Here is a 24,561-nt window from a genome sequence, read left to right as displayed (position 1 = left end):
GTGTATGCAGGTGACCTGTTGGCCGCCGCCATCGTTCAGTCGGCTATTTGAGCCTGGGCCCCGAACGGGTATTCAGCCCCTTGGCCATGCGGTCATACAGCACCACATTCACCGTCGCTGCGAGGTTCATGCAGCCCTCGGTCGGAATGTAGATGGTCTCTTCGCACCATGCCCGCACATCGGCACTGAGGCTGCCGTCTTCCGGCCCGAAGATGTAGATGGCCCGGTCCGGGTGGGTGTATTCCGGCAATGGCCGCGCGCCCTCCACCAACTCCACGGCCACCGGCGTGCAGCCCAGCGGGATGATGCGCTGCAGGTCATCGATGCCGATCAGCGGGATGTCGTAGTGCACGCGCTTGGTGTCGGTGACGAAGTCACGCGCACGCTCGTAGCGTTTGCCGGTGTAGAACACCGAATTGACGCCGTAGCAACCCGCGGCGCGCATCACCGAGCCGACGTTTTCTGCCGACTTGGGGTTGAACAGGCCAATGCAGCTGTATCGTTTGTTTGCCACGTACCGGGGCCCTTCGCGAAAAAAAGCGCGATTATACGGGCTGCCCGGTAGCAGCGGGGTGGTGAATCGATGGTCAGTCTTTCTTCAGCATGCCCGCCAGCCCGGCGAACGGGTTGTGGGTGGCCTTGGCGATGCTCGGGGTGCTGGTGGAGCCTTCGCTGAAGTACTGCTGGTCGGTATAGCGCGAGTGCTCGTTGTCGTGGCAGTACAGGCACAGTAACTCCCAGTTGGAGCCGTCCTGCGGGTTGTTGTCGTGGTTGTGGTCGCGGTGGTGCACGGTCAGCTCGCTCAGGCGCTTGCCGGAGAACTCGCGGGCGCAGCGGCCGCAGACGTGCGGGTACATTTTCAGGGCCTTGTCGCGGTAGCCCATTTCCTTGTCGCGCTTGGCATCGGCCAGGATGCGGTCCAGGCGCGCGGTGGCGGCGGCGGAAGAGGTGGAGCTCATGGTGTTTCCTTTGTTCTGATCAGGCAAATGACGGTTATGCACTGAGTCTAGCGCGCTTGCGGGGCAGGCGGACAGGCGAAAGCTTTGATTTAGGCGTAGCCTGTAGGAAGGTTCCCGACAGGAGGTTGCTGATGTTTCGCGCGATCCTCGTTGTGCTGTTGTTGGCCGGCCTGCCCATGGCCGAAGCTGCCAGCACGCCACCCCGGTTGAGCACGCCGGTGCCCGGTGCACCGGGTACGCCTACGCCTACGCCATATCCGCAGATTACCCCGAGTACGCCGCCCAAGGCCTATGACAGCCAGCCGGGGGCGCCACTGTTACCGCCGATGCCGGTGCCCGGGCCACCGAAGGACCAGCCATTGCCGGGGTTGCGCCAAGACCCGCCGAAGCCGGCGGTGCAGGATGATTGAATTCAGCCGGCTGCCCCGGTTTTCTGTGGGATCGCGCAGGATTCAGGGCATGCACGGTACCTGTAGGAGCGGCCTTGTGTCGCGAAAGGGGCGCAAAGCGCCCCCAGCTTTCTCAAACGATACCTAGCTCGCCGAACACGAACGCGTACTCTAGGGCCACATCCTTGAGCCCCTGATACCGCCCGCTCATCCCGCCATGCCCAGCCCTCATCTCGGTCTTGAGCAGCAGCAGGTTGTCGTCGGTCTTGCGCGTGCGCAGCCGCGCCACCCACTTGGCCGCTTCCCAGTACTGCACGCGGCTGTCGTTGTAGCCCGCCACCACCAGCATCGCCGGGTAGGCCTGTTCCTTCACGTTCTCGTACGGTGCATAGGCCTTGATCCGCTCATACACCTCCGGCTCCTCAGGGTTGCCCCATTCGTCGTACTCGGTCACGGTCAGCGGCAGCTCGGGGTCGAGCATGGTGTTGAGCACGTCGACGAACGGCACTTCGGCAATCGCACAGCGGAACAGCTCGGGGCGCAGGTTGAGCACCGCGCCCATCAGCAGGCCACCGGCGCTGCCGCCACTGATGGCCAGGCGGTCGGCAGCCGTAACACCCTCGGCGATCAGGTGCTCGGCACAGGCGATGAAGTCGCTGAAGGTGTTGTGCTTGTGCTCCTGCTTGCCGGCGCGGTACCAGGCTTCGCCCAGTTCGCCACCACCACGCACATGGGCGATGGCAAAGGCCACGCCGCGCTCCAGCAGGCTCAGGCGCGCGTGCGAGAACCACGGGTCGAGGCTTTCGCCATAGGCGCCGTAGCCATACAGGTACAGCGGCACGGTCCGGCCCAGGTCCTGGCGGCGGCGCACCAGGCTGATCGGCACCCGGGTGCCGTCCGCTGCGGTAGCCCAAAGGCGCTCGCTGACATAGTCGTCGGCATCGAACGGCCCCAGCACCGGGGTTTGCTTGAGCACCGCCTGGGCACCGCTGGCCAGCTCCAGCTGGCGTACCTGGGCCGGGCGGTTGAGTGCTTCGTAGCGCAGGCGCAAGCGTGGGCTGGCGAATTCCAGGCTGTCCTGCACGTACAGGCTGTAGGCCGCGTCGGGCAGTTCGACGCGGTAGGGGGCCAGGCCCTGCGGGCGTACCTCGATGATCGGCAGGCCGCCTTCGCGCAGGCTCAGGGTCAGCGCGCCGGCATTCAGGCTGAGGCCTTCGAGCATGATCGCGTCGCGGTGCGCTACCAGTACCTGCCATTGCTCACGGCTGGGCACTGGTGCGACCGGGGCGTGGTACAGGGCGAAGTTGATGCCGTCCTGGTTGGTGCGGATGAACCAGCGCCACTGGCCGTCGAGCTGGCCGTGGTCGGGGAAGTACTCGTGGCCTTCGACCCGTGGCGCCAGGCAGGTGAACGGAGCCTGCGGTGTCTCTGCATCCAGCACCCAGGCTTCGCTGGTGGTCTTGCTGTTGAGCAGCAGCACCAGCTGGCGTTCGGAGCTGGTGCGGTAGCAGTGCAGGAAGAAGCGCCCGTCGGGCTCCTCGAACACGGTCTGCGCGCCGTCGTTGCCCAGGGTGTGGCGACGCAGGCGCCACGGGCGGTGGGTGTCGTCCAGTTCGGCGAAGAACAGCGTCTGGCTGTCGTTGGCCCAGGTCAGGCTGCCGTCGCAGTCGTCGAAGGGCAGGGTAGTGACGCTGCCACTGGCCAGGTCCTTCACGTACAGGGTGAAGATTTCGTCGCCACTGGTGTCCAGGCTGTAGGCCAGCAGGCGGTGGTCGGGGCTGACGTTGAACGCGCCGAGGGACAGGAAACCGCCATTGGCCAGGGCGTTGGGGTCGAGCAGCAGTTGCTCCTGGCTTTCATCGACCGTGTTGGAGTCGTCGGCCGGGCGCGGGCAGCGGTAGTGACGCGGGTACTCGTCGCCCGCGGTGGTGCGGGTGTAGTACAGGTAGGGGCCCCAGGGCGCTGGCAGCGACAGGTCGGTTTCCAGGATGCGGCCCTTGATCTCTTCGAACAGTTGTTCGCGCAGCGGCGCCTGGTCGGCCAGGCAGGCTTCCTGGTAGGCGTTCTCGGCTTGCAGGTAGGCAAGCACCTCGGGGGTGTCACGCTGTTGCAGCCAGGCGTACGGGTCGGCGGCCTGGGCCTGGCGGGCAATCGGGGGTTGGGGCTTGGTTGGCATTGAGGATCTCTTGATTGGGGGTGCCTGTACCGGCCTCTTCGCGGGCAGCCCGCGAAGAGGCCGGTACAGGCAAACACTGTCTGCGCCCGGAAAAGTGTTTATCATAGGCATCTCTTTGCCTGGCTTGCACGAACACCATGACCGAGAACGACTACACCCTCGCCTGGGGCCTTTACGCCGTTGCCGCCCTGGGCTGCCTGATGGTGGGCTTCAAGCTCACCGGCTGGATGTGGCGCTGGCTGCGCGAACCGCTGCGGGTGGTGCTGGCGGTGCTGCTGCTGACCCCGACCATCGTCGACCCGGTCAAGGACAGCTTCGCCCCGGCGATTGCCATCACCGCCCTCGACGTCGCCTTCAAGGTCGGCAACAACGCCTGGCGCGCGGTTTCCGACTTCGCCATGTACGGCATGGGCGCGTTTTCCCTGTATTTCCTCTTCGTGCTGCTGCGCTTTCCGCTGGAGAAACGCGCCCGCGAGCGCCGCGCGCAGGCCGAGGCCGCTGCCCAGCGCCAGGCTGCCGAAGATGACCAGCTCGGCGCCCAGGCCCCGCTGGCAGCAGAGCGCCGCGACCGTTACCGTGATGCGCCACCCCCTGTCGCCCCAGCCGTCTCCCGCGGCAGCGGCCGGGTCGAGCCCCGTCTGTAAGCGGAGACACGCCTATGTGCGAACTGCTGGGCATGAGTGCCAACGTCCCCACCGATATCGTCTTCAGCTTCACCGGCCTGATGCAGCGCGGCGGTCGTACCGGCCCGCACCGTGACGGCTGGGGCATCGGCTTCTACGAAGGCCGTGGCCTGCGCCTTTTCCAGGACCCGGCTGCCAGCAGCGAGTCGGAAGTGGCCAACCTGGTGCAGCGTTACCCGATCAAGAGCGAAGTGGTCATTGGCCACATACGCCAGGCCAACGTCGGCAAGGTATGCCTGTCCAACACCCACCCGTTCGTGCGAGAGATGTGGGGCCGCAACTGGTGCTTCGCGCACAATGGCCAGCTGGGCGACTTCAAGTGCCAGGCCAGTTTCTACCGGCCGGTGGGCGACACCGACAGCGAGGCGGCCTTCTGCGACCTGCTCAACCGCATCCGCAGCGCCTTCCCCGAGCCCGTTCCGGTGGAACAGCTGCTGCCGGTGCTGGTCGAAGCCTGTGCCGGCTACCGCGGCCAGGGCGTGTTCAACTGCATGCTCAGCGACGGCGACTGGCTGTTCTGCTTCTGTTCGACCAAGCTGGTGCACATTACCCGGCGTGCACCCTTTGGTGCGGCACGGTTGAAGGATGTCGACCTGATCGTCGATTTTCACACCGAAACCACCCCAAACGACGTGGTCACGGTGATCGCCACCGAGGCCTTGACCGAGAACGAGACCTGGCAGCGCTACGAGCCGGGTCAGTGGGCCCTGTGGCGGCACGGCGAGTGCGTGGCGCACGGCCAGAGCTAAGGACGCGGCATGTTCAGAAGTTACCTGCGGTTGCTGCTGTTCACCTTCGGCCTGCTGGCCGGTATCCAGGTCCCGGGGCTGGTGAAGGACTACAGCCAGCGGGTCGAGGCGCACCTGTTCGAATCACGCGAGGCGCTCGACGGCTTCCGGCAGACCGCCGAACGCTTCTTCAATGGTGACCTGCAGGCGCTGCTGCGACATTACCGCAGCAGCGACGACCCAGTGTTCAACAGTGATGCCAACAGCATCGAAAGCCTGATGATCCGCAACGAACTGCTGGAAAACGAATGGCAGGCGCTGCAAGCGCCATGGGCGCAACGTACCTGGCACGTGCTGGTGCAGGCCGACCCGCAGTTGCGTGAAGAAACCCTCAATGGCTACAGCTACCAGATCCTGCTGGTGCCCGAGGCGGTTGGCTGGGGCCTTGGTGCAGGGTTTGTGCTGGCCTTCGTGATCGAGAGCCTGTTGCTGGCGATTGGCTGGGTGATCCTGGGCGGGCGGCGTGGGGCGGTGAAAGAGAGCTGGCGCTGATTTTTGCAGTGCCTGTGCCGGCCCTTTCGCGGGTGAACCCGCTCCCACAGGTACTGCGCAGCCCTCAAGACCTGTGGTGACTCTGTGGGAGCGGGTTTACCCGCGAAGAGGCCAGCACAGGCACTGCAAATCTGTCAGACCAACACAATCCGCTGCCCACCCACATCCCGCGCATACCGCTCCAGCACCTGCCGGCAAACCCCGACCACTTCATCCACCAACGCCACCCCGGTCTGCCAGGCCACTACCAGCTCCAGGCTAGGCGGCGGTTGCAGCCCCTGCAGCAATACCAGCTCACCCCGGCTCAACTCGGCATCCACCAGCGCCGGCGGCAACGCACCAATGCCAAAACCGTCACGCAACAGCCGGGTAATCGCCGCCACCGAGTTCACGCAGTTCAGCCGTGGCGTTTCGGCCCCCGCGCCCTGCAGCAGGCTCAGCACTTCCTGGTGCGGCCGCGAGTTCTTCGAGAAGGTAATGATGCGTTCCCGCCCAAGCTCGGCCAGCGAGGCATAGTCGCGGTGCTGGTGCGAGCCGGCGGCCACCACCCAACCCATGGGGTAGCGCGCCAGGTCCAGGCTGCGGATCGATTGCTCGCGCAGCAGGTCGGTCTGCAGGATCACGTCGAGAAAGCCCTTCTGCAATTGCTCGCGAAGGTTCAGCGCAGTGTCGGCCACCAGTTCGATCTCCACCTGCGGGTAACGCTCGGTCAGCTCCGCCACCAGTGCGCTCATCCAGGTGTGGATCACCGTGTCCATCACCCCGATACGGATGCGTCCGACCTTGGCCCGGTCGCTGTCCAGCGACTGCTTCATGGCCTTGGCGGTTTCCAGCATGCGCTCGGCATATTCCAGCACCTTGCCGCCTTCCGGGGTCAGGCTGACGCCACGTGAGTCGCGCAGCAGCAGCTTCACGCCCAGGTCGGCCTCCAACGCGGCGATGCGGCTGGAAACCGAGGCCTGGGTGGTGAACAGCTTTTCCGCGGTCAGGCGGAAGCTCTTGAGCCGGGCGACCCAGACGAAGGTTTCGAGGAAGCGAAGGTTCATGATCAGTTTTTCTTGTTCCAGACCGGCGGTTTTTCTCGTTGGACGCAAATGGCGCGGCCTCTGAACAATGGCAGCCAGGCCGCGACTCATTGTCGCCCATAAAACAATACCAACAAGCCGAGGCAAGCATGAACCCCACCGGCGTGCAGCAGCAGGTCAGTTCCCCATCTTCGTCCGGGCCTTTCGCCTGGTATCGCGACATCGACTCACAGCAGCGCCGCACCTTCTGGAGCTGCAAGATCGGCTATGGCCTGGACGGCATGGACACGCAGATGCTCAGCTTCGTCATCCCCACGCTGATCATGCTGTGGGGCATCACCACCACCGAAGCCGGGTTGATCCACACCAGCACCTTGATCGCCTCGGCTGTGGGTGGCTGGGTGGCCGGCATTCTCTCCGACCGTATTGGCCGCGTGCGCACCCTGCAACTGACGGTGCTGTGGTTTGCCTTCTTCACCTTCCTCTGCGGCTTCGCCCAGAACTACGAACAACTGCTGATCGCCCGTACCCTGATGGGCTTCGGCTTTGGCGGTGAGTGGACCGCCGGCGCGGTGCTGATCGGCGAGGTGATCCGCGCCCAGGACCGTGGCAAGGCAGTGGGCATGGTGCAGTCCGGCTGGGCCCTTGGCTGGGGCCTCACCGCCATCCTCTACGCGCTGCTGTTCTCCTGGCTGCCGGCAGAGCAGGCCTGGCGCGCGCTGTTCCTGCTGGGCCTGGTACCGGCGATCTTCGTGATCTTCGTCCGCCGCCTGGTCAAGGACCCCGAGGTATATCGCGAGGCCAAGGCGGTGGAAAATGCCGAGGCACCTGCGCAGTTCTACGAAATCTTTGCCCCAGGCATGCTCTGGACCACCGTGCGGGCTTCCCTGCTGACCACCGGCGCACTGGGCGGCTACTACGCCATTACCTCGTGGCTGCCGACCTTCCTCAAGAACGAGCGCGGCCTGAGCGTGCTGGGTACCGGTGGCTATCTGGCCATGGTGATCGTCGGCTCCTATGTCGGCTATGTGGTCAGTGCGTACCTGTCCGACCTGCTGGGGCGCAAGAAAAACTTCATCCTGTTCGCCGTGGGCTCGTTCGTCATCGTACTGCTGTACACGCAAATGCAGGTCAGCGACGGCGTGATGCTGTGGCTGGGCTTCCCGCTGGGCTTCTTCGCCTCGGGTATCTTCAGCGGCATGGGCGCGTTTCTCACCGAACTGTTCCCCACGCGTATCCGTGGTTCGGGGCAGGGCTTCTGCTACAACATCGGCAAGGTCATCGCGGCACTGTTCCCGCTGCTGATCGGCGTGCTCGGCCAGAAAGTACCGCTGGGCCTGGGTATCGGCGTGTTCTCCGCCGTGTCCTACGGGGTGGTGATCGTGGCGGCGCTGAGCCTGCCGGAAACCCGCGGCAAACAGCTGCTGGCGCGTTAAGGTAGGCATATGAACAACGACAACGGAGGCCGTGCAGTGGAACGCCTGCTACTCAATTGCGACATGGGCGAGAGTTTCGGCAGCTGGCGCATGGGCCTGGATGCCGAAGTCATGCCTTACATCGATTGCGCCAACATCGCCTGCGGCTACCACGCCGGCGACCCCGGCATCATGCGCCGCACCGTGGCCCTGGCGCTGGAGCACGGCGTGACCATCGGCGCGCACCCGGCCTACCCGGACCTGGTCGGCTTCGGCCGCCGCTCCATGGCCTGCAGCCCGGAGGAAATCCGCGACCTGCTGCATTACCAGATCGGTGCGCTGGACGGCATCTGCAAAGTGTTGGGCGGCCGCGTGGCCTACGTGAAACCCCATGGTGCGCTGTACAACGACATGATGGCCGACCCGCTCAAGCTGCGCACCGTACTGGAGGCTGTGGCGGCCTATGGCGCAGACCTGCCGCTGATGCTGATGGCCACCGCCGACAACCGCGCCGCCCAGGCCCTGGGAGATGAGATTGGCGTGCCGCTGTGGTTCGAAGCATTCGCCGATCGCGCCTACACCGCCAGCGGCCATCTGGTGTCGCGTCGCCTGCCCGGCGCGGTGCACCACGACCCGGCGCTGGTGGTGGAGCAGGCCGTGCGCCTGGCCCGCGGCGATACGCTCGTCGCGGACGATGGCAGTGCACTGAGGCTTGCAGCCAGTACCCTGTGCGTACACGGTGACAACGACAGTTCGGTGGCGGCTGTGCGGCAGATTCGCCAGGCTCTCGATGCCCTGGAGTCGCGATGAAACCCCGTATTGAAGTCGTGGCCATCGACAGCCTGATGGTGCGCCTGTTCGATGGTATCGACGAGGGCAACATGCCGTGGATGCTTGTCGCCAGCCAGCGCTTGCACGCGACGTTCGGCAAGCACTTGCTGGACCTGGTGCCGTCCTACACCACGCTGATGGTGCAGTTCGACCTGCCACCGGGTGAGGCGAGGGCACTGATCATCCGTGCGCTGGAGGGCTTGCAGCCAGACACGGGCAGCGGTGGCCGCCGCCATGAGATCCCGGTGTGGTACGACGCCAGCGTCGGCCCGGAGCTGCCGGTGTTGGCGGCCCGCAGTGGCTTGAGTGAAGCAGAGGTGGTCCGCTTGCACAGCGAGCGCGAGTACCCGGTGTTCGCCCTGGGTTTCGCCCCCGGTTTCGGCTTCATGGGCCTGGTGGACGAACGCCTGGCCAGCCCGCGCCTTAGCACCCCGCGCAAGCGCGTGGCGGCCGGCAGCGTCGGCATTGCCGAGCGCCAGACGGCGGCCTATCCAGCGGTATCGCCGGGTGGCTGGAACCTGATCGGGCGTACCCCGGTGCGCCTGTTCGACCATGAACGCCAGGGCTACAGCCTGTTGCAACCCGGTGACCGGGTGCGCTTCGTGCCGGTTTCGCGCAGCGACTTCGTGGCGTTGGGCGGTGATGTGGAGGCACAAGCATGAAGCAGTTGAAGATCGAGGCCAGTACTCCGCTGTGCCAATTACAGGATGCTGGGCGTTTTGGCGTACGCCATTTGGGCGTGACCCAGGGCGGGGCGCTGGACTGGGTGGCGATGCACTGGGCCAACTGGCTGCTGGGCAACCCGTTGGCGGCGCCGGTGGTCGAGGTGGCGCTAGGTGGTTTCTGTGTGGTCGCCGAGCAGGATTGTGTGCTGGCCCTGGCCGGTGCCGACCTGGATGCGCGTGTCGATGATCAGCCGCTGGCGCCCTGGCGCAGCTTTGCGTTGGTCAAGGGCCAGCGGTTGACCCTGAAGCAGCCGAAGCAGGGCGTGCGAGCGTATCTGGCGGCGCCTGGCGGGTTCCTCGGCGAGGATGTGCTGGGCAGTTGTGCCACCGTTGTGCGGGAAGAACTTGGCGGTATCGATGGTCAGGGTTCTGCGCTTGGCAAAGGCCAGGTTCTGGCATTCTCAGGCACTTCGCCGACCCTGCGTGAGGTACCCGAAGCGCTGCGGCCACAGTACCCACAAAAGCCTGTACTTGACCTGGTGATCGGCGCACAGATCGGTGACTTCAGCGGTACCAGCCTGTTCGAGGCGTTCAACCGCGAGTGGACGCTGGACAGCCGTGCCGACCGCATGGGCATCCGCCTGCTGGGGCCGCAGCTGGTCTACCAGGGCGCGCCGATGATTTCCGAGGGGATTCCGCTGGGGGCGGTGCAGGTGCCGCCGGATGGGCAGCCGATCGTGTTGCTCAATGACCGGCAGACCATCGGCGGCTATCCGCGGCTGGGGGCATTGACGCCGTTGGCGCTGGCGCAACTGGCGCAGTGCATGCCGGGCGCGGTGGTGCGGTTCAGGGCGGTGGTGCAGGATGAGGCGTGGCGGGAGCAGCAGGCTTACCTGGACCGTTGGCGATAAGGCAGCCGGCCTCTTCGCGGGTAAACCCGCTCCTACAGGTACGGCGCAAGCCGGGAGGCCTGTGCGGGACCTGTAGGAGCGGGTTTACCCGCGAAAGAGCCGGCACTGGCAAAATCACTTGGACAGGTAACGCATCCCTTCCTCCAACCCCTGCAAGGTCAGCGGGTACATCTTGTCTTCGATCAAGTCCCGCACCAGGTGGGTCGATGCGGTGTAGTCCCAGGCCTGCTTCGGGTACGGGTTGATCCAGATGATCTTCCTGAATTTCTCCATGAAACGCTGCATCCACACATACCCGGCCTCTTCGTTCCAGTGCTCCACGCTGCCCCCCGGCTGGGTAATCTCGTAGGGCGCCATGGCTGCATCGCCAACGAACACAACCTTGTAGTCATCGCCGTACTTGTGCAGCAGGTCGAAGGTGGAATAGCGCTCCGAGGTGCGGCGCAGGTTGTTTTTCCACACCGACTCGTACACGAAGTTGTGGAAGTAGTAGTACTCCAGGTGCTTGAACTCGGTCTTGCACGCCGAGAACAGTTCTTCGCAGACCTTGACGTGGGCGTCCATCGAACCACCGATGTCGAACAGCAACAGCAGCTTCACCGTGTTGCGCCGCTCGGGGCGCATCTGGATGTTCAGCAGCCCGGCATCCCGCGCGGTGTGGTCGATGGTGCCGTCGATGTCCAGCTCTTCGGCGGCGCCTTCACGGGCGAACTTGCGCAGCCGGCGCAAGGCCAGCTTGATGTTGCGCGTGCCCAGCTCCACCTGGTCGTCCAGGTTCTTGTATTCGCGCTGGTCCCACACCTTCACCGCCTTGCCCTGGCGTTTGCCGGCCTCGCCCACGCGTATGCCCTCGGGGTTGAAGCCACCGGAGCCGAAGGGGCTGGTGCCGCCGGTGCCGATCCACTTGTTGCCGCCGGCGTGACGCTCCTTCTGCTCTTCGAGGCGCTTCTTGAACTCCTCGATCAGCTTGTCCAGGCCACCCAGCGACTGGATCTGCGCGCGTTCCTCGTCGGTCAGCGAACGCTCGAATTCCTTGCGCAGCCAGTCTTCGGGGATCAGCGCCTCGATGTGCCGGTCGAGGTTCTCCAGGCCCTTGAAGTAGGCGGCGAAGGCCCGGTCGAACTTGTCGAAGTGGCGCTCGTCCTTCACCAGGATGGCGCGGGCGAGGTAGTAGAACTCGTCCATGTCGGCGAACACCACGCGCTTTTGCAGGGCCTGGTGCAGGTCGAGCAGTTCGCGTACCGACACCGGCACCTTGGCCGCGCGCATTTCATTGAACAGGTTGAGCAGCATGGCCCGGCTCCTGTCAGCGGTTGCCGCGCCGGCTCATGAAGGCCAAGCGCTCGAGCAGTTGTACGTCCTGCTCGTTCTTCACCAGCGCGCCGGCCAGCGGTGGAATGGCCTTGGTCGGGTCGCGTTCGCGCAGCACCGCTTCACCGATGTTGTCGGCCATCAGCAGCTTGAGCCAATCGACCAGTTCGGAGGTGGACGGCTTTTTCTTCAGGCCTGGTACCTTGCGCACGTCGAAGAACACGTCCAGCGCCTCGCTGACCAGCGACTGGCTGATGTTCGGGTAGTGCACGTCGACAATCTGCTGCAGGGTGGTGCGGTCGGGGAAAGCGATGTAGTGGAAGAAGCAGCGGCGCAGGAATGCGTCCGGCAGTTCCTTTTCGTTGTTGGAGGTGATGATGATGATCGGGCGCTGTCTGGCCTTGATGGTCTCGTCGATTTCGTAGACGTAGAACTCCATCTTGTCGAGTTCTTGCAGCAGGTCGTTGGGGAACTCGATGTCGGCCTTGTCGATTTCGTCGATCAGCAGAATGACCCGTTCCTCGGCCTCGAAGGCCTCCCACAGCTTGCCCTTTTTCAGGTAATTGCGCACATCGTGGACCTTGTCCACGCCCAGCTGCGAGTCACGCAGGCGGCTGACCGCGTCGTACTCGTAGAGGCCCTGGTGGGCCTTGGTGGTGGACTTGATGTGCCAGGTGATCAGGCGCGCACCGAACGAGGCCGCCAACTGCTCGGCAAGCATGGTCTTGCCGGTGCCGGGTTCGCCCTTGACCAGCAAGGGGCGTTCGAGGGTGATGGCCGCGTTTACCGCCAGTTTCAGGTCGTCTGTGGCGACGTAGTCGCGGGTGCCTTCGAACTTCATGGGTCTGTCCTCTGAGGGTAGCTTGCTCTGGCCCTATCGCCGGCAAGCCAGCTCCCACAGGTACAGCACAGGTCTTGAGAACTGTGGGGATCCTGTGGGAGCTGGCTTGCCGGCGATAGGGCCGGAACAGGCAGCACATATTTTGATTTGTCACCGACTATAACGCGGGGTTCGCCGACTGGAAACGCAGACCAGGTATTCAGTCCCTGAATGCCCCGTCACTCGATCCTAGTCGGAATCCGGCGCATCACGCTCATACCGCGCATTGAACGCCTCGATGAACCCGTTGCGCAGTATCTGCAGAAACGCCTCGAAGGCGCTGATATCCTGTTTGTGCACGCTGCCGCTGAGCTCTACCCGGGTCGCGAACTGGTTCTTCGGCTGGTTCTTCAATACTGTCTCGGTTGCACCTACCAGCGCTTCCCAGACCGAGCGGAAGAAGCCTTTGTCCTTCTCCTGCACATCCTGCTGCCAGTCGAACACATCCACATCCCGCAACAGTGGCTTGATGTACCCGTTCAATCGCCCGTTGGTCGCCTCGGCCTCTATCACCACATCGCCGTGCCCGGCATTGAAATCGAACTTGCCGTAGGCGCTGGCGAAGTCATTGAGCTTGCGCAGCTCGATACCCGTGGCGCGCAGGCGGAACTCGAAGTCGTCGAAATCGCTGAACGGGTCGAAGGTAGCGCGACTTTCCACCTTGGCGTCGCCTACGATCAGCGCCGTGCCATCAAAGCTGGCATCACGTCGGCCCTTTTCGTCACGAATATTGGTGAGGTTGCGAATACTGGCATCGAGCTGAGTGGCCTTGAGGTTGACTGGTGGTTTGGAGTTGAAGTTGCGGAAAGTCAGCACGCCGTTGTCGATGCGAACCTCGTTCAGGGTGATCGGCAGCAGTTTTTCCAGTTGCTGGCGCCAGTCGGTGCCCTGACCGGTCTGCGAGTTCTGTTTGTTGCCGCCATCGACGAAGTTGAGTTCCGGCCGGTCGAATATGACTTCGGCAACCACTGCGCGGTCGTACCAAAGGGCGTGCCAGCTCACCGACAGGTCGATCAGCGGTGCATCGAGAAACGGTACCGGCACCTTGCCGGTGGTCTTGACGATCTTCAGCCCGTTGATCTGGTATGCACCGCGCCACCAGGCCAGGTCCACATCGGCCACCTGGCCACGGTAGTCGCCCATGTCGGCCAGTTTGTCATTGAGGTAGTCGCGCACCAGATAGGGCAGGGCCAGGTGCAGCGCCAGCAACAGCACGATCAGGCTGGCCAGGCCGATCAACGGCCAGCGATAACGGGCTCTCATCGAAGTGTCTCCAACGCAGGATATGCGGTTGACCGCAACGAGTCCGCGTGAGTTCGAACAGGCTTTACGGGCCACCGGTGCGGGCTTACCCTTGAGGTCTTTCCCTGCTTTTTTTCATGCCAAGGACCCCTGCCATGAGCCGTATCTTTGCAGACAACGCCCACTCCATCGGTAACACGCCGCTGGTGCAGATCAACCGCATTGCCCCGCGCGGCGTGACCATCCTGGCCAAGATCGAAGGGCGTAACCCGGGCTATTCGGTCAAATGCCGCATCGGCGCGAACATGGTCTGGGACGCCGAAAGCAGCGGCAAGCTCAAGCCGGGCATGACCATCGTCGAACCGACCTCGGGCAACACCGGCATCGGCCTGGCCTTCGTCGCCGCAGCCCGTGGCTACAAACTGATGCTGACCATGCCCGCATCCATGAGCCTGGAGCGCCGCAAGGTGCTGAAGGCTCTGGGCGCCGAGCTGGTGCTGACCGACCCGGCCAAGGGCATGAAGGGCGCCATCGAGAAGGCCAATGAAATCGTCGCCTCCGACCCGGCCCAGTACTTCCTGCCGGGCCAGTTCGAAAACCCGGCCAACCCGGCGATCCACGAAAAAACCACCGGCCCGGAAATCTGGAACGACACCGACGGCGCGGTCGACGTGCTGGTGGCGGGCGTTGGCACCGGCGGCACCATCACCGGTGTTTCGCGCTACATCAAGCATACGCAGGGCAAGGCGATCCTGTCGGTGGCGGTGGAACCAGTGGCATCGCCGCTGATCAGCCAGACCCTGGCCGGCGAAGAGCTCAAGCCCAGCCCGCACAAGATCCAGGGCATCGGCGCAGGCTTCGTGCCGAAGAACCTCGACCTGTCGATCGTCGACCAGGTGGAAACGGTGACCGACGAAGAGTCCAAGGCCATGGCCATCCGCCTGATGCAGGAAGAGGGCATCCTCTGTGGCATTTCCTGTGGTGCGGCGATGGCAGCGGCCGTGCGCCTGGCCGAAAAGCCGGAAATGCAGGGCAAGACCATCGTCGTGATTCTGCCGGACTCCGGCGAGCGCTACCTGTCGAGCATGCTGTTCAGCGACATGTTCAGCGAGCAGGAAAACCAGCAGTAAGGTGTGGGGCTGCTTTGCAGCCCATCGCGACACAAGGCCGCTCCTACAAGGGAATGCGACCTGTTGTAGGAGCGGCCTTGTGTCGCGAACGGGGCGCAAGGCGCCCCCAGGTTTCATGCCCTGCTGCTGACCCGCAGCAATGCTCGCCAGCGTGGTTTATTGCAAAATCTTCATGATTGAGTTGCTGCCCGGGCTGTTTTTACCCTGGCGGCATCAGTTTATGATGGCAGGATGATTTATCGGAGTGCAGGGCGCGCAGCCCTGTTTCTTCCTCAAGGAGTGAAAGCATGACCTTTTCCTTTGCAGCCAAGGCGGGTGTCTTGCTGGTGTTTTTTGGCAGCGTGCTGTTCGTGCACCTGCGCGGCAAGGCTCGCTTGCCGGTGTTGCGCCAGTTCGTCAACCATTCGGCGCTGTTCGCCCCTTATAACAGCCTGATGTACCTGTTTTCCGGCGTGCCGTCCAAACCCTACCTGGACCGCCAGCGCTTCCCCGAGCTGGACGTGCTGAAGGACAACTGGCAGGAAATCCGCGAAGAGGCCATGCGCCTGTTCGACGAGGGTTACATCCGCGCCGCGGAGAAGGATAACGACGCCGGCTTCGGTTCGTTCTTCAAGAAAGGCTGGAAGCGCTTTTACCTGAAGTGGTACGACAAACCGTTGCCTTCTGCCGAAACCCTGTGCCCGCGCACCGTCGAGCTGGTCAGCAGCATCCCCAACGTCAAGGGTGCGATGTTCGCCCTGCTGCCCGGCGGCAGCCACCTGAACCCGCACCGCGACCCGTTCGCCGGCTCCCTGCGCTACCACCTGGGCCTGTCCACCCCCAACTCCGATGCTTGCCGCATCTACGTCGATGGCGAGGAATATGCCTGGCGTGACGGTGAGGATGTGATGTTCGATGAAACCTACGTGCACTGGGTCAAGAACGAGACCGACGTTACCCGGGTGATCCTGTTCTGCGACATCGAACGCCCGCTGAGCAGCCCGCTGATGACTCGCATCAACCGCAAGGTCAGCGCCTTCCTCGGCCGTGCCACCGCGCCGCAGAACACTGATGACGAGCGCGTTGGCGGGATCAACCAGGCCTACGCCTGGAGCAAGCGCTTCAGCAACCGGATCAGTAGCCAGGTCAAGCAGTTCAAGCGCGCCAACCCCAAGGCCTACCGCGTGCTGCGGCCGGTGCTGGCGGCGGTGGTGGTGTACCTGTTGTATCACTGGCTGTTCTGATTTCTGCCTGTTGGGGCTGCCTTGCAGCCCATCGCGACACAAGGCCGCTCCTACAGGTGATCGAGTACTCCTGTAGGAGCGGCCTTGTGTCGCGATAGGGGCGCAAAGCGCCCCCGGCGTCCTCTCAGAAAACCACTCAGGCAAGACCTTCCAGCAAACCGTCCGCTCGCACGATATCGACTATCACCTGTTCATCTACCGCGTACACCCCCCGCGATGCTTTCCACACCAGGTTCTTGTCCTGCAAGGCGATGAGCGCTTGCTGCACCCCCGGTACCTCGGCCTTCACTTCGCTCGCATCCACGCCAGCCTGTTCCATCGCTTTGGCGTAAAGTGCCAGGGTCGGGGCCTCGAACGGCGCGTAGTCGTTCCCCTTTGCGCACATGACACGTAGAACCGCAGCCTGGATAGGCGTGAGGCTGTGGATCACCTTTTTCAGGTTTGCGTTCAAGTCATTGGCTTGTGCCTGGACAAGCTCTCTGAACCGTGCCGGAATGGCCTCGGGTTCAATGCCGAAGTCGAAGCGGATTTCATCCGCGGCCGCACCCAATAGCTCTGGGCGATAGCCGCTTTCCTTGAAGAGCTGAAACACCTCCGTTGAATCGAGTGCGCATGGCAGGTCGATATTGGCGCACAGCCAGTCGATGAAGTCCTGGTCCAGGGTCGGGAACTGCGCCATGGAGGCGCCGAAGAACGCCTGGTCCTTGCTGTTGCGCAGCATGGCCAGCTTGTCCCGGTTTGAACCGGTGCAGACGATGCGCAAGCCATGGTGCTTCGAACTGTTGAGTTCGTCTCTGGCTGCCTTGAGGGCGAACAGCGCCGCTATTCCTTGCTCGGTCGTGATTGCATGCTGTGCTTCGTCGATGATCAGCACGATGATCTTGCGGGACTCATCGGAGAGCGCCGCCAGGGCGGTGGTCAGGTCGACATCTTGCCCCAGCCCGATCTTGTCCACGCTGAAATTCAGGCCGCCGACAGTGACCTTCTCCATGCCAGATGACTTTGCCAGCCGCGTGATGAAGCCTTCGTTACGCCCGACCGCCTCACGCACCGCTTCTACGATGACTTGCCCGGGATCTTTGGTCAGGTCTTTCCACAGATCGGCATACAGCACAATGGCCCCGGCTGTTTCGAGGGCCGGGCGCAGGTCTTCGCGGGCAAAGGTGGATTTCCCGGTACGTCGTGGCGCAGCGAGAAACACACCAGAGCTTGCTGCGCTGCCCACGGCGACTTGCAGGATCAATTTCGACAGGCGGGACGCAAGCGCCGGACGGTGATAGACAGTTTCAGGCATCTCGGCCCCTCCGTTTCAATTTATAGTCGATTATAGATTGATTATAGAGGCATTATAGATCTGACAGGGGCGGTGTTTATAGGGAATTATAGACAGACTATAGAGCGATTATAGGTCGTGTTTGATGAGGGGGCGCGCAGCCCCCCTTTGCTGCTTCAAACCGGCTCCAACGCCTCCACCACTTTCCCCCGGCTAAGGTGCACCACCTTGTCCGCCGTATCGAAATACCGGTCATCATGCGAAATCACGATGATGGTCTTGCCCAAACGCTTCAGGTCCGGCAGCAGCTCGGTGTAGAACACCCGGCGGAAGGTCGGGTCCTGGTCCGCCGCCCATTCGTCGAACACCAGCACCGGCCGCCCGTCCAGCCAGGCATTGACCAGTGCCAGGCGCTTGCGCTGGCCGGTCGACAGGTCGGTGGTGGTAAAGGCACCATCGCGCACGCTCACCTTGTGGGCGATTTCCAGCCGCTCGAGGTAGCGCGTGGCATCACTGGGCAGGCTGTGTTCATGCTCGGGCAGGTCGTCGAACAGGTAGTAGTCGGCGAACACCGTGGTGAACAGCTGGCGATAGTCATCCAGCCCCTCCGGGCCGACGGCCTTGCCGTTCAGGCGCACTTCGCCGCGTTGCGGGGTGTACAGGCCCAGCAGCAGCTTGATCAGCGAAGTCTTGCCGCAGCCGTTCTCACCGACGATGAACAGGATCTCGCCCGGTTCGATGCTCAGGTTCACCGGCCCCACGCGGAACGGCTCGTTGCCGTCCACCGGCGGGTAGGCGTACTCGACGTTGTGCAGCTCCAGATGCGCGCTGGCCGGGGCGGCGCGCTTGACCGGCGGCTCCAGCAGCAGGTGCGGCTCGGGCGAGGAGAAGCGCTCGGACAGGTCGGCAATGCGCCGGAACGCCACCTGGGCGCGGCCGAGGATAGGCAGGTTGCCGATCAAGGTTTCCAGCGGGCCTTTCATGTACAGCAGCACCAGCACGAAGCCGCTCATCACCGCCGGGTCGTTGCTCGGCCATAGCGATTGCAGGGCCAGGGTCAGGCCGATGACCACGAAGAACAGCATCGACCCCAGGCTCTTGGCCGCGACGAAGATGTTGATGGCGCGGATATGGGTGTTGGCGATGAAGTCGGCGGTGCCCTGGATGTTACGGGTCAGCATGGCGTGGCGGCGGCGGCGGTCGATGCGCAGCTCCTTGGCGCCCTCGGCGATGGCCGAGTAGTGCTTCTGCAGGTTGTCTTCGGCATCGCGGGCGGCGTTGAAGCCGGCCACGCCTTTCTGCCTGGCCACGTACTGGATGCCACTGCCAATGCCGATGGCCGCCAGGGTGATGAGGAAGATCGGCCACGACAGCCAGGCCAGGTAGGCCATGCAGCCAGTCACGGTGGTGAGCGAGATGGCCAGCGGGGCGAAGGCGAAGGCAAAGTCGCTGATGGTGTCGACGTCGCGGGTCAGCACCGGGATCAGGCGATGGGTGCGGTAGCGCTCGATCTGCTCGATCGGCGCTGACAGCACCTTGGCGCCGAGGTCCTTGCGCAGCCTGGCGATGACTTTCTGCCCAACGTAGTTGGTACCGCTGTCGGCCGCCACGCTGCTGACCAAGGCCAGCACGCACAGGCCGGCGAAGGCCAGGATCACGCCCTGGCTCATGCCGCCAGCGGCATGCAGGCCCTGGTTGACGGTGGCCAGCAGGGCGGTCACGGCCAGACCGCCGAGCATGCCCAGCAGCACCGAGACGATTACCGCCGGGCGGTAGGGTTTCAGCAGGCCCAGCAATTCGCGGATGGCCCCGGGGGAGGAGGTTTTCATGAAGCGTGATCTCGCTGGTGAGGTGGGGGCGGGTCAGCTGCCGAGGGTCAGGGAGCCTTTCATCAAGGTGCCGTGGAACGGGAACGAGCAGTAGAAGCTGTACGCGGTACCTGCCTTCAGCGACCGGACGTCGAGGCTGATGCTGTCTGTTTCACCGCCGCCGATCAGGCGGGTGTGGGCGAGCACCCGGGTGTCGCCGGGCTTCACGTAGTCCAGTGCCTCGCCGGCTTTCTGGCCGTCGTCGAGCACGCCTTGCATGTCGGCCTGGGTACTCAGCACCCAGTTGTGGCCCATCACGTTCTTCGGCATGTCGCCAGGGTGGGTGAGCGTGACGGTGAACACGGCGCAAGCCTTGGGCACGGTGATGGCGGCCTTGTCGAAGGTCATCTGGTCGGTGCCATGGATTTCCACGGCGCATGGCTCTGCCGACCACGCGGCAGGGGCCACGGCGAGCAGGGCGAGGAGCAGAAGCTGGCGAGTCATGTACGGTTCCTGGGCGATAGAAGGGTGCACATCGTTCAGACGAACCGGCGCGCGCCGGCTTTACCTGTGTGTGCGGCCCAGGTGAATTTCCCCATCGCCCGCTCGTTCATTCAGTCAGGCGCCGACATGGCGCACATCCCGATTTCGCCGCCTATGCGGCCCTGGCCTGAGGTGACCGGACATGAGTGAACTGCTGAGCTTTGCGATCGAACCCCTGGACGCCGCACGCGGCAACCTGCCACTGCTGGTGCGCGCGCCGGAACCGGGTATCGACCTGCTGGAAGCCTTTGCCGAGTTGCAGCCGCTGGTGGACCGGCACCTGCTGCAGGCGGGCGGCATCCTGTTTCGCGGCTTCGAGGTGGGTGGTGCCGAAGCTTTCCGCCAGTTCGCCGCTTCCTTCGGTCACCCGCTGCTCAACTACGAGTTTGGCTCCACCCCGCGCAGCAACGTGACCAAGGGCGTGTACACCTCCACCGAGTACCCGGCGCACCAGAGCATCCCCCTGCACAACGAGCAGGCCTACACCCTGGAATGGCCGATGAAAATCTGGTTCTACAGCGTGATCCCCGCCGAGACCGGTGGCGAGACGCCGATTGCCGACAGCCGCGAGGTGTACCGGCGCATGCCGGCGCGCATTCGTGAGCGGCTGGTGGAGAAGGGGCTGATGTACGTGCGCAACTACGGCAACGGCCTTGATGTGGAATGGTCGCAGGTGTTCAACACTGAAGACCCGCGCCAGGTCGAGGCCTATTGCCGGGCGCATGCCATCGAGTGCATCTGGAAGGATGACGGCGAATTGCGCACCCGCCAGCGCTGCCAGGTGGTGGCGCGCCACCCGGTGACTGGGGAGGATGTGTGGTTCAACCAGGCGCACCTGTTCCATGTGTCGAACCTGCAGCCAGAGGTGCGCGAGTCGTTGATGGACATCGTCGAGGAAGGGGATTTGCCGCGTAACGTGTATTACGGCGACGGTACGACCATCGAGGATTCGCTGCTCGATGAAGTGCGTGGGGTGCTGGATGAATGCACCATTAGCTTCCCTTGGCTGGAGAACGATGTGCTGATGCTGGATAACATGCTCGCGGCGCATGCGCGGTCGCCGTTTACCGGCAAGCGCAAGGTAGTGGTGGCGATGGCGCAGGGGCATAGGGAGGTGTTGGGCTGACAGGTGTTCGCCATGACAGGTTCAGCGCCTATGAGATCGAGCGCCGCCCGCGCGGCGCATCGCGAGCGAAGCTCGCTCCTACATTTGTTTCGGGCCAGTATTGCCTGTGCCAGCGCGCGCGGCCGCCTTGTTTGTCCCACACGATATCCAGTCGAACGCCAAGGGGCCGCGCGCCAATGCCTCAGGAATAATTGGCCCGAAACAGATGTAGGAGCGAGCTTCGCTCGCGATGCGCCGCGCGGGCGGCGCTCGATCTCATAGGCGCTGAACCTGTCATGGCGAACACCTGTCAGCCCTGACGCATTCTCAAGACATGCCCCCAGCAACCTACAAAAATCCCAGACTCTTCCTACGCCTCGGGACTGGCAACTCCACCCCCTGCGAAATACCCTACAACCTCTGTCGACACGCGTCTGATTGTTCCTGCAAATCCCGCACTCTAGGCTTTGCCTGTCGCTGACGGTTCAGCGATCGGGTGTGGAAACCTGGCAAGACATATGATGATTGTTGACACGACAGCTGTACGCGGGAGGCTTTCGGGCCTACCGGGTTCATCATATGCCTGGTTTTCCACCCCGTGTGCAGCTGTCACCCCAATGTGTGGAAACGGACGGGTGGCACATAACTCATATGATGACCATTCCATGACCGACGAAACCAAAACCACCCCCGGTGTCACCTACTTCTACCAAGGCGAAGGCCAAACCCATCCGCTGTTCCGTATCGCTGAGGGCATCCCCTGCCGCAGCGCCCGGGAGCAAGCCTCGGAGTTGATGGGCTATGCACGCGACTTGTCACTGACCGGTTTGATGGACGGCGATCAGCAGATGCTCTGGGCTTCGCATTACTTTGCAGCCATGGCCAAGGCGCTGCTGGATGATGCCGAGTTGGGTTTGCTGCGCTGATCCTTGTATTGACTGGGCTGGCCCTTTCGCGGCTAAAGCCGCTCCTACAGGGATTGTGCATGCCTCAGGTTAAGCAGAATGCCGCAGGGTATGCACAACTCCTGTGGGAGCGGGCGTGCCCGCGAACACCGGCGCAGCCGGTGCCATACAATCAGTGGCAAACCGACCTTTACGTCATTTAGTGGTTGGCATAATGAGAAATTAGTGCAAGTAGAGCGGCGGAGGGCGACCAGCTGATAATTATCCATAGCCCGTTTGCCCAAGTAATTTGAGCGTTCCGCAGACCTGTTGGGTCACCTTCATAAGCGTTGGCTGCTTGCTGAATTTGCACCAGCGCTACCAAGGTTAAAGTCACAGACGTGACCAGAAGCGCGAGCGGCAGCATGAACATGTTATAGAGCGATTGGCTTTCCTCCGGCTGGTCGGGTGCCCAGAATTGCCAGCTCACGAAGAGCAGGTAAGGTACCCAATATCTCAATGTCACTCCAAGCGCTGTACCTTCGACGGTCAGATCCAATTCTTTGCTATAGGTGATTGCTCTTTTCATTAGGGGGTAAATCAAGAAAGAGCCAAACACGCCGCAGAGCAACGGGATTAGAGCGAACCCGCTTTGTCCTCGGATAAGTCTCCAGTGGCAATAGCTCCAATAGGGTATATAAAGGCCCCAGGTTAAGCAGGTCATGGTGATCAGCTTCGATGTAGAGACTACGTGAAGTCGGTGTTTTTGAATGCGCCGGTTTGCTTGAGGTTCGGTGTTATATGAAAGATTTGAGTTCATCTGTTTTGTCTCTCAGTCTAGCAGTTTCATCAGGTAATAGATGGCTATCCAAGCGATGCCGATGGTGTTTAGTGATGATGCAATAAGAATTTTTCTTCTTAACTTCTCAGGGAATTGTAAATGGTCTTGCTCATCCAATAGCCCGCTGCGAATGCTTGAGGCGGGGGACCCAATGGCGCCAGCGATTACAGAAATAACTAGAATTCTGGAACCTATTTTTTTCTCTCCCCACATGCCGGTCGCAAATGGAAGGCACGCGCTCCGTTGGAGTGCTGAAGTCATTTCTTTATATTGGCGAGAGCACGCAATGTGAAGGTCAGATACAAGCCCGATTAAGGCGAGGCAGATAGGAGTGCCTAACAGAAATAGTCTTAGTTTTACGTCAAGGTAATCAATCATCTCCAAAGACCTCGAAGACTAATTCTCCGAACTCCTCACCCGCTTCCATACCACCGATGCTGCCGGCCAAGGCGCCTCCACCAGTGATCACTATTCCGCATGCTACGGCGTAGGGTCCGACTCTCCAGCAAACCTTCGCAGAGATTCTGCCCGCAATTTTTCCTGCCAACCAGCCACCAGCTAAGCCACCGGAGAAATTACCTGCCTCAGAAACGCTGACTTTTTTACAGGCATTTGTGTTGCCCTCTTTGCACACCTCTGAAATTTTCAGGGCAGATCCGCCACCGCCAATAGTAATGCCAACACGCCCTCCGGCTTTTAAATATTTAGCCAGCTTGGCCAGCTTGTCTAAGTGTGTCGAGTAGCCAGGGATATGTGTCGGTCCTCCCGCTTTGCTCCAGTGGTGCACCAAGCTTCTCGAAGAAATTCCCAAGTCCCGGCGCAGACTTTCATAGTTTCCGAGATTGAGGTGTTTTTTTAGAAGGGTCGCATTCAAGTTTGCACTCAATTGCGTGAACAGCTTTTGACGTTCTGCAAAGAACTCAGGGTGCCGAAGATGTCCGTGCTTGACGAATTGGACTTTATGGAGCTCTTCGATTTTTTTCAAAATGGTGCTGAGTTCATCCAGCGACTTGGCAACCATCGCCTCGCTCACCCCCATCGCCAGGCTCACATCGCTGAGCAACGCAGCAATCTCGGCTTGATGGCGCATCATGAATTCCGCCTCTTCGGGCGTCAGTTCCGCCAGTGCTTCACGAGCTTGTTTTGCTGCACTCATCGCAGACAGTTCTTCCCGAGTGCACACCGGGCGCCTCAAACCATCGCCAATGACAAAGATCTCGCCCGCCTTGAACCCCTGCTGATAGGTCGGGTTCAGCCGCTCCAGAATCGACCGAGGCAGGTTGGCCTGCGGCGCGCCCAGTTCTGCCAGGATTTCCTGATACGTCATGCAGCGCGGAACGATGTAGAAACCGGGCTCCATGCCTTGAGGGGTGGGCGAGGGCTGAACCACCTCAGGCTGATAGGTACTTCTTGCCGGGTTACCCGTCCGGGCCTGTGCTGGTGCCTCACGAACAGGCTCAGGTGCGGGTGCCCTGCGCGAAGCCGGAGGTGCGTACCCACTTGCAACCAGGCGATTGCTGCCCTGTGGGCACCCGCATTGCACCAGTGCTCCGTCCAGAGCCGTGGGAATACCATCCTGCCGCCAGCGGACTTCGCCCTCGACGATGGTGCCCGCTTGTCCACATAGCGGGCAGGGTGTGGTCGGGTCGCCTTGAAGTAGCCAGTTGCGGCCATGCACACGGCCCCTGGCTTGGCTGGCAATGCAAATGGCGCCTGTGCTGGTTTCGTCGCCGTCCAGGCCTTGGTATCGGCCGAAGATGTTCATGCGCATGCTCATGGCTCGCCTCTTTTTCAGGTGGAAGCCAGGAACCTAGCAGGCTGTGGGCGGGTATTTTCGGGGTGGGGAGGGTTTAGGAAGGGTCCTACAAGGAATAGAGATTTGGACTACGTGATTTTATTGATGGCAATGCCGGCCTCTTCGCGGGCATGCCCGCTCCCACAGGTAGTGCACAAGCCTCGATAGCTGTGGTGTACCTGTGGGTTTTAC

At 62.4% G+C, this 24,561-nt stretch carries 25 protein-coding genes; 12 read left to right on the top strand and 13 right to left on the bottom strand.

All coding sequences use genetic code 11. The features are described from left to right. Positions 1-43: 43 nt before the first annotated feature. Together GEV38_RS20420 and GEV38_RS20415 are read right to left on the bottom strand one after the other, a co-directional pair. Entirely contained in the window at positions 44-514 is a 471-nt protein-coding gene (locus tag GEV38_RS20420) for an RNA methyltransferase (RefSeq protein ID WP_054573764.1), read from the bottom strand. 73 nt (positions 515-587) lie between these two features. Continuing rightward, positions 588-959, bottom strand: a complete 372-nt coding sequence (locus tag GEV38_RS20415) for a YajD family HNH nuclease (RefSeq protein ID WP_003259546.1) — start codon at positions 957-959, stop codon at positions 588-590. Positions 960-1,090: 131 nt separating this feature from the next. Here GEV38_RS20415 and GEV38_RS20410 point away from each other — a divergent pair, with 131 nt between their 5' ends. Beyond that, positions 1,091-1,369, top strand: a complete 279-nt coding sequence (locus GEV38_RS20410) for a hypothetical protein (protein ID WP_015271347.1) — start codon at positions 1,091-1,093, stop codon at positions 1,367-1,369. A gap of 112 nt (positions 1,370-1,481) precedes the next feature. Here GEV38_RS20410 and GEV38_RS20405 read toward each other — a convergent pair whose 3' ends face one another. Then, a complete protein-coding gene (locus GEV38_RS20405) occupies positions 1,482-3,524 on the bottom strand; it encodes a S9 family peptidase (RefSeq protein ID WP_054573765.1) in 2,043 nt (680 codons plus the stop codon). A gap of 137 nt (positions 3,525-3,661) precedes the next feature. On the opposite strand from GEV38_RS20405, the gene GEV38_RS20400 reads away from it, so the two are divergent. Genes GEV38_RS20400 through GEV38_RS20390 form a run of 3 tightly spaced genes read left to right on the top strand, consistent with a single transcriptional unit; the run spans position 3,662 to position 5,487 of the window. Further along, entirely contained in the window at positions 3,662-4,168 is a 507-nt protein-coding gene (locus GEV38_RS20400) for a hypothetical protein (RefSeq protein ID WP_015271345.1), read from the top strand. Positions 4,169-4,182: 14 nt separating this feature from the next. Further along, positions 4,183-4,956 carry a class II glutamine amidotransferase gene (locus GEV38_RS20395; RefSeq protein ID WP_054573766.1) on the top strand — a complete coding sequence of 258 codons (774 nt, stop codon included), beginning with the start codon at positions 4,183-4,185 and terminating at the stop codon, positions 4,954-4,956. 9 nt (positions 4,957-4,965) lie between these two features. Next, a complete protein-coding gene (locus GEV38_RS20390; protein ID WP_023661383.1) occupies positions 4,966-5,487 on the top strand; it encodes a DUF2937 family protein in 522 nt (173 codons plus the stop codon). Between the two features lie 134 nt (positions 5,488-5,621). Here GEV38_RS20390 and GEV38_RS20385 read toward each other — a convergent pair whose 3' ends face one another. Next, positions 5,622-6,533, bottom strand: coding sequence for a LysR family transcriptional regulator (locus GEV38_RS20385; RefSeq protein ID WP_054573767.1), 912 nt, complete (start codon positions 6,531-6,533; stop codon positions 5,622-5,624). A gap of 128 nt (positions 6,534-6,661) precedes the next feature. On the opposite strand from GEV38_RS20385, the gene GEV38_RS20380 reads away from it, so the two are divergent. Genes GEV38_RS20380 through GEV38_RS20365 form a run of 4 tightly spaced genes read left to right on the top strand, consistent with a single transcriptional unit; the run spans position 6,662 to position 10,334 of the window. Next, positions 6,662-7,948: an MFS transporter gene (locus tag GEV38_RS20380; protein WP_054573768.1), complete on the top strand. Its 1,287-nt coding sequence runs from the start codon at positions 6,662-6,664 to the stop codon at positions 7,946-7,948. 9 nt (positions 7,949-7,957) lie between these two features. Then, the gene (locus tag GEV38_RS20375) at positions 7,958-8,737 is read left to right on the top strand and encodes a 5-oxoprolinase subunit PxpA (protein WP_054573769.1); all 780 of its coding nucleotides are present in this window, start codon (positions 7,958-7,960) and stop codon (positions 8,735-8,737) included. Further along, positions 8,734-9,420, top strand: coding sequence for a 5-oxoprolinase subunit PxpB (pxpB, locus tag GEV38_RS20370; RefSeq protein ID WP_054573770.1), 687 nt, complete (start codon positions 8,734-8,736; stop codon positions 9,418-9,420). The genes GEV38_RS20375 and pxpB overlap by 4 nt, the downstream gene beginning before the upstream one ends. Then, positions 9,417-10,334, top strand: coding sequence for a biotin-dependent carboxyltransferase family protein (locus GEV38_RS20365; protein WP_054573771.1), 918 nt, complete (start codon positions 9,417-9,419; stop codon positions 10,332-10,334). Before pxpB ends, GEV38_RS20365 begins: the two co-directional genes overlap by 4 nt. 114 nt (positions 10,335-10,448) lie before the next feature. Here the strand turns inward: GEV38_RS20365 and GEV38_RS20360 are convergent, their stop codons facing one another. From GEV38_RS20360 to GEV38_RS20350, 3 genes are all read right to left on the bottom strand, one after another. Further along, complete coding sequence (locus tag GEV38_RS20360) at positions 10,449-11,627, bottom strand: VWA domain-containing protein (RefSeq protein ID WP_013973749.1); 1,179 nt, start codon at positions 11,625-11,627, stop codon at positions 10,449-10,451. Positions 11,628-11,640: 13 nt separating this feature from the next. After that, positions 11,641-12,486: a MoxR family ATPase gene (locus tag GEV38_RS20355; RefSeq protein ID WP_013973748.1), complete on the bottom strand. Its 846-nt coding sequence runs from the start codon at positions 12,484-12,486 to the stop codon at positions 11,641-11,643. 228 nt (positions 12,487-12,714) lie between these two features. After that, positions 12,715-13,788 (bottom strand): DUF748 domain-containing protein, encoded by a 1,074-nt coding sequence (locus GEV38_RS20350; RefSeq protein ID WP_013973747.1) that lies wholly within the window; start codon positions 13,786-13,788, stop codon positions 12,715-12,717. A 134-nt stretch (positions 13,789-13,922) separates the two neighbouring features. Between GEV38_RS20350 and cysK the strand changes: the two genes are divergently transcribed. Beyond that, on the top strand, positions 13,923-14,897 hold the full coding sequence (gene cysK / locus GEV38_RS20345) for a cysteine synthase A (RefSeq protein ID WP_013973746.1): 975 nt from the start codon (positions 13,923-13,925) through the stop codon (positions 14,895-14,897). A 287-nt stretch (positions 14,898-15,184) separates the two neighbouring features. Next, a complete protein-coding gene (locus tag GEV38_RS20340; RefSeq protein WP_013973745.1) occupies positions 15,185-16,120 on the top strand; it encodes an aspartyl/asparaginyl beta-hydroxylase domain-containing protein in 936 nt (311 codons plus the stop codon). A 136-nt stretch (positions 16,121-16,256) separates the two neighbouring features. On the opposite strand, the gene GEV38_RS20335 is transcribed toward GEV38_RS20340, so the two are convergent. The 3 genes from GEV38_RS20335 to azu all read right to left on the bottom strand — a co-directional run bounded on the left by GEV38_RS20335 (position 16,257) and on the right by azu (position 19,705). Next, positions 16,257-17,414, bottom strand: coding sequence for a hypothetical protein (locus tag GEV38_RS20335; RefSeq protein WP_054573773.1), 1,158 nt, complete (start codon positions 17,412-17,414; stop codon positions 16,257-16,259). Positions 17,415-17,569: 155 nt separating this feature from the next. Beyond that, the gene (locus GEV38_RS20330; RefSeq protein WP_054573774.1) at positions 17,570-19,222 is read right to left on the bottom strand and encodes a cyclic peptide export ABC transporter; all 1,653 of its coding nucleotides are present in this window, start codon (positions 19,220-19,222) and stop codon (positions 17,570-17,572) included. Between the two features lie 33 nt (positions 19,223-19,255). Then, entirely contained in the window at positions 19,256-19,705 is a 450-nt protein-coding gene (gene azu / locus GEV38_RS20325) for an azurin (protein WP_015271334.1), read from the bottom strand. A gap of 181 nt (positions 19,706-19,886) precedes the next feature. On the opposite strand from azu, the gene GEV38_RS20320 reads away from it, so the two are divergent. Then, a complete protein-coding gene (locus tag GEV38_RS20320; protein WP_054573776.1) occupies positions 19,887-20,870 on the top strand; it encodes a TauD/TfdA family dioxygenase in 984 nt (327 codons plus the stop codon). A 644-nt stretch (positions 20,871-21,514) separates the two neighbouring features. Beyond that, on the top strand, positions 21,515-21,775 hold the full coding sequence (locus GEV38_RS20315; protein ID WP_015271332.1) for a DUF3077 domain-containing protein: 261 nt from the start codon (positions 21,515-21,517) through the stop codon (positions 21,773-21,775). A 178-nt stretch (positions 21,776-21,953) separates the two neighbouring features. On the opposite strand, the gene GEV38_RS20310 is transcribed toward GEV38_RS20315, so the two are convergent. The 3 genes from GEV38_RS20310 to GEV38_RS20300 form a co-directional block, all read right to left on the bottom strand. After that, positions 21,954-22,322 carry a hypothetical protein gene (locus GEV38_RS20310; RefSeq protein WP_015271331.1) on the bottom strand — a complete coding sequence of 123 codons (369 nt, stop codon included), beginning with the start codon at positions 22,320-22,322 and terminating at the stop codon, positions 21,954-21,956. A gap of 243 nt (positions 22,323-22,565) precedes the next feature. Then, complete coding sequence (locus GEV38_RS20305) at positions 22,566-22,952, bottom strand: hypothetical protein (protein ID WP_054573777.1); 387 nt, start codon at positions 22,950-22,952, stop codon at positions 22,566-22,568. Next, positions 22,945-24,351: a PAAR domain-containing protein gene (locus GEV38_RS20300; RefSeq protein ID WP_080604897.1), complete on the bottom strand. Its 1,407-nt coding sequence runs from the start codon at positions 24,349-24,351 to the stop codon at positions 22,945-22,947. Before GEV38_RS20300 ends, GEV38_RS20305 begins: the two co-directional genes overlap by 8 nt. Positions 24,352-24,561 lie beyond the last annotated feature (210 nt).

The sequence above is a fragment of the Pseudomonas sp. 13159349 genome (assembly GCF_013305685.1).
Classification (GTDB): domain Bacteria; phylum Pseudomonadota; class Gammaproteobacteria; order Pseudomonadales; family Pseudomonadaceae; genus Aquipseudomonas; species Aquipseudomonas asiatica.
This window is presented reverse-complemented; position numbering and strand designations above follow the sequence as displayed.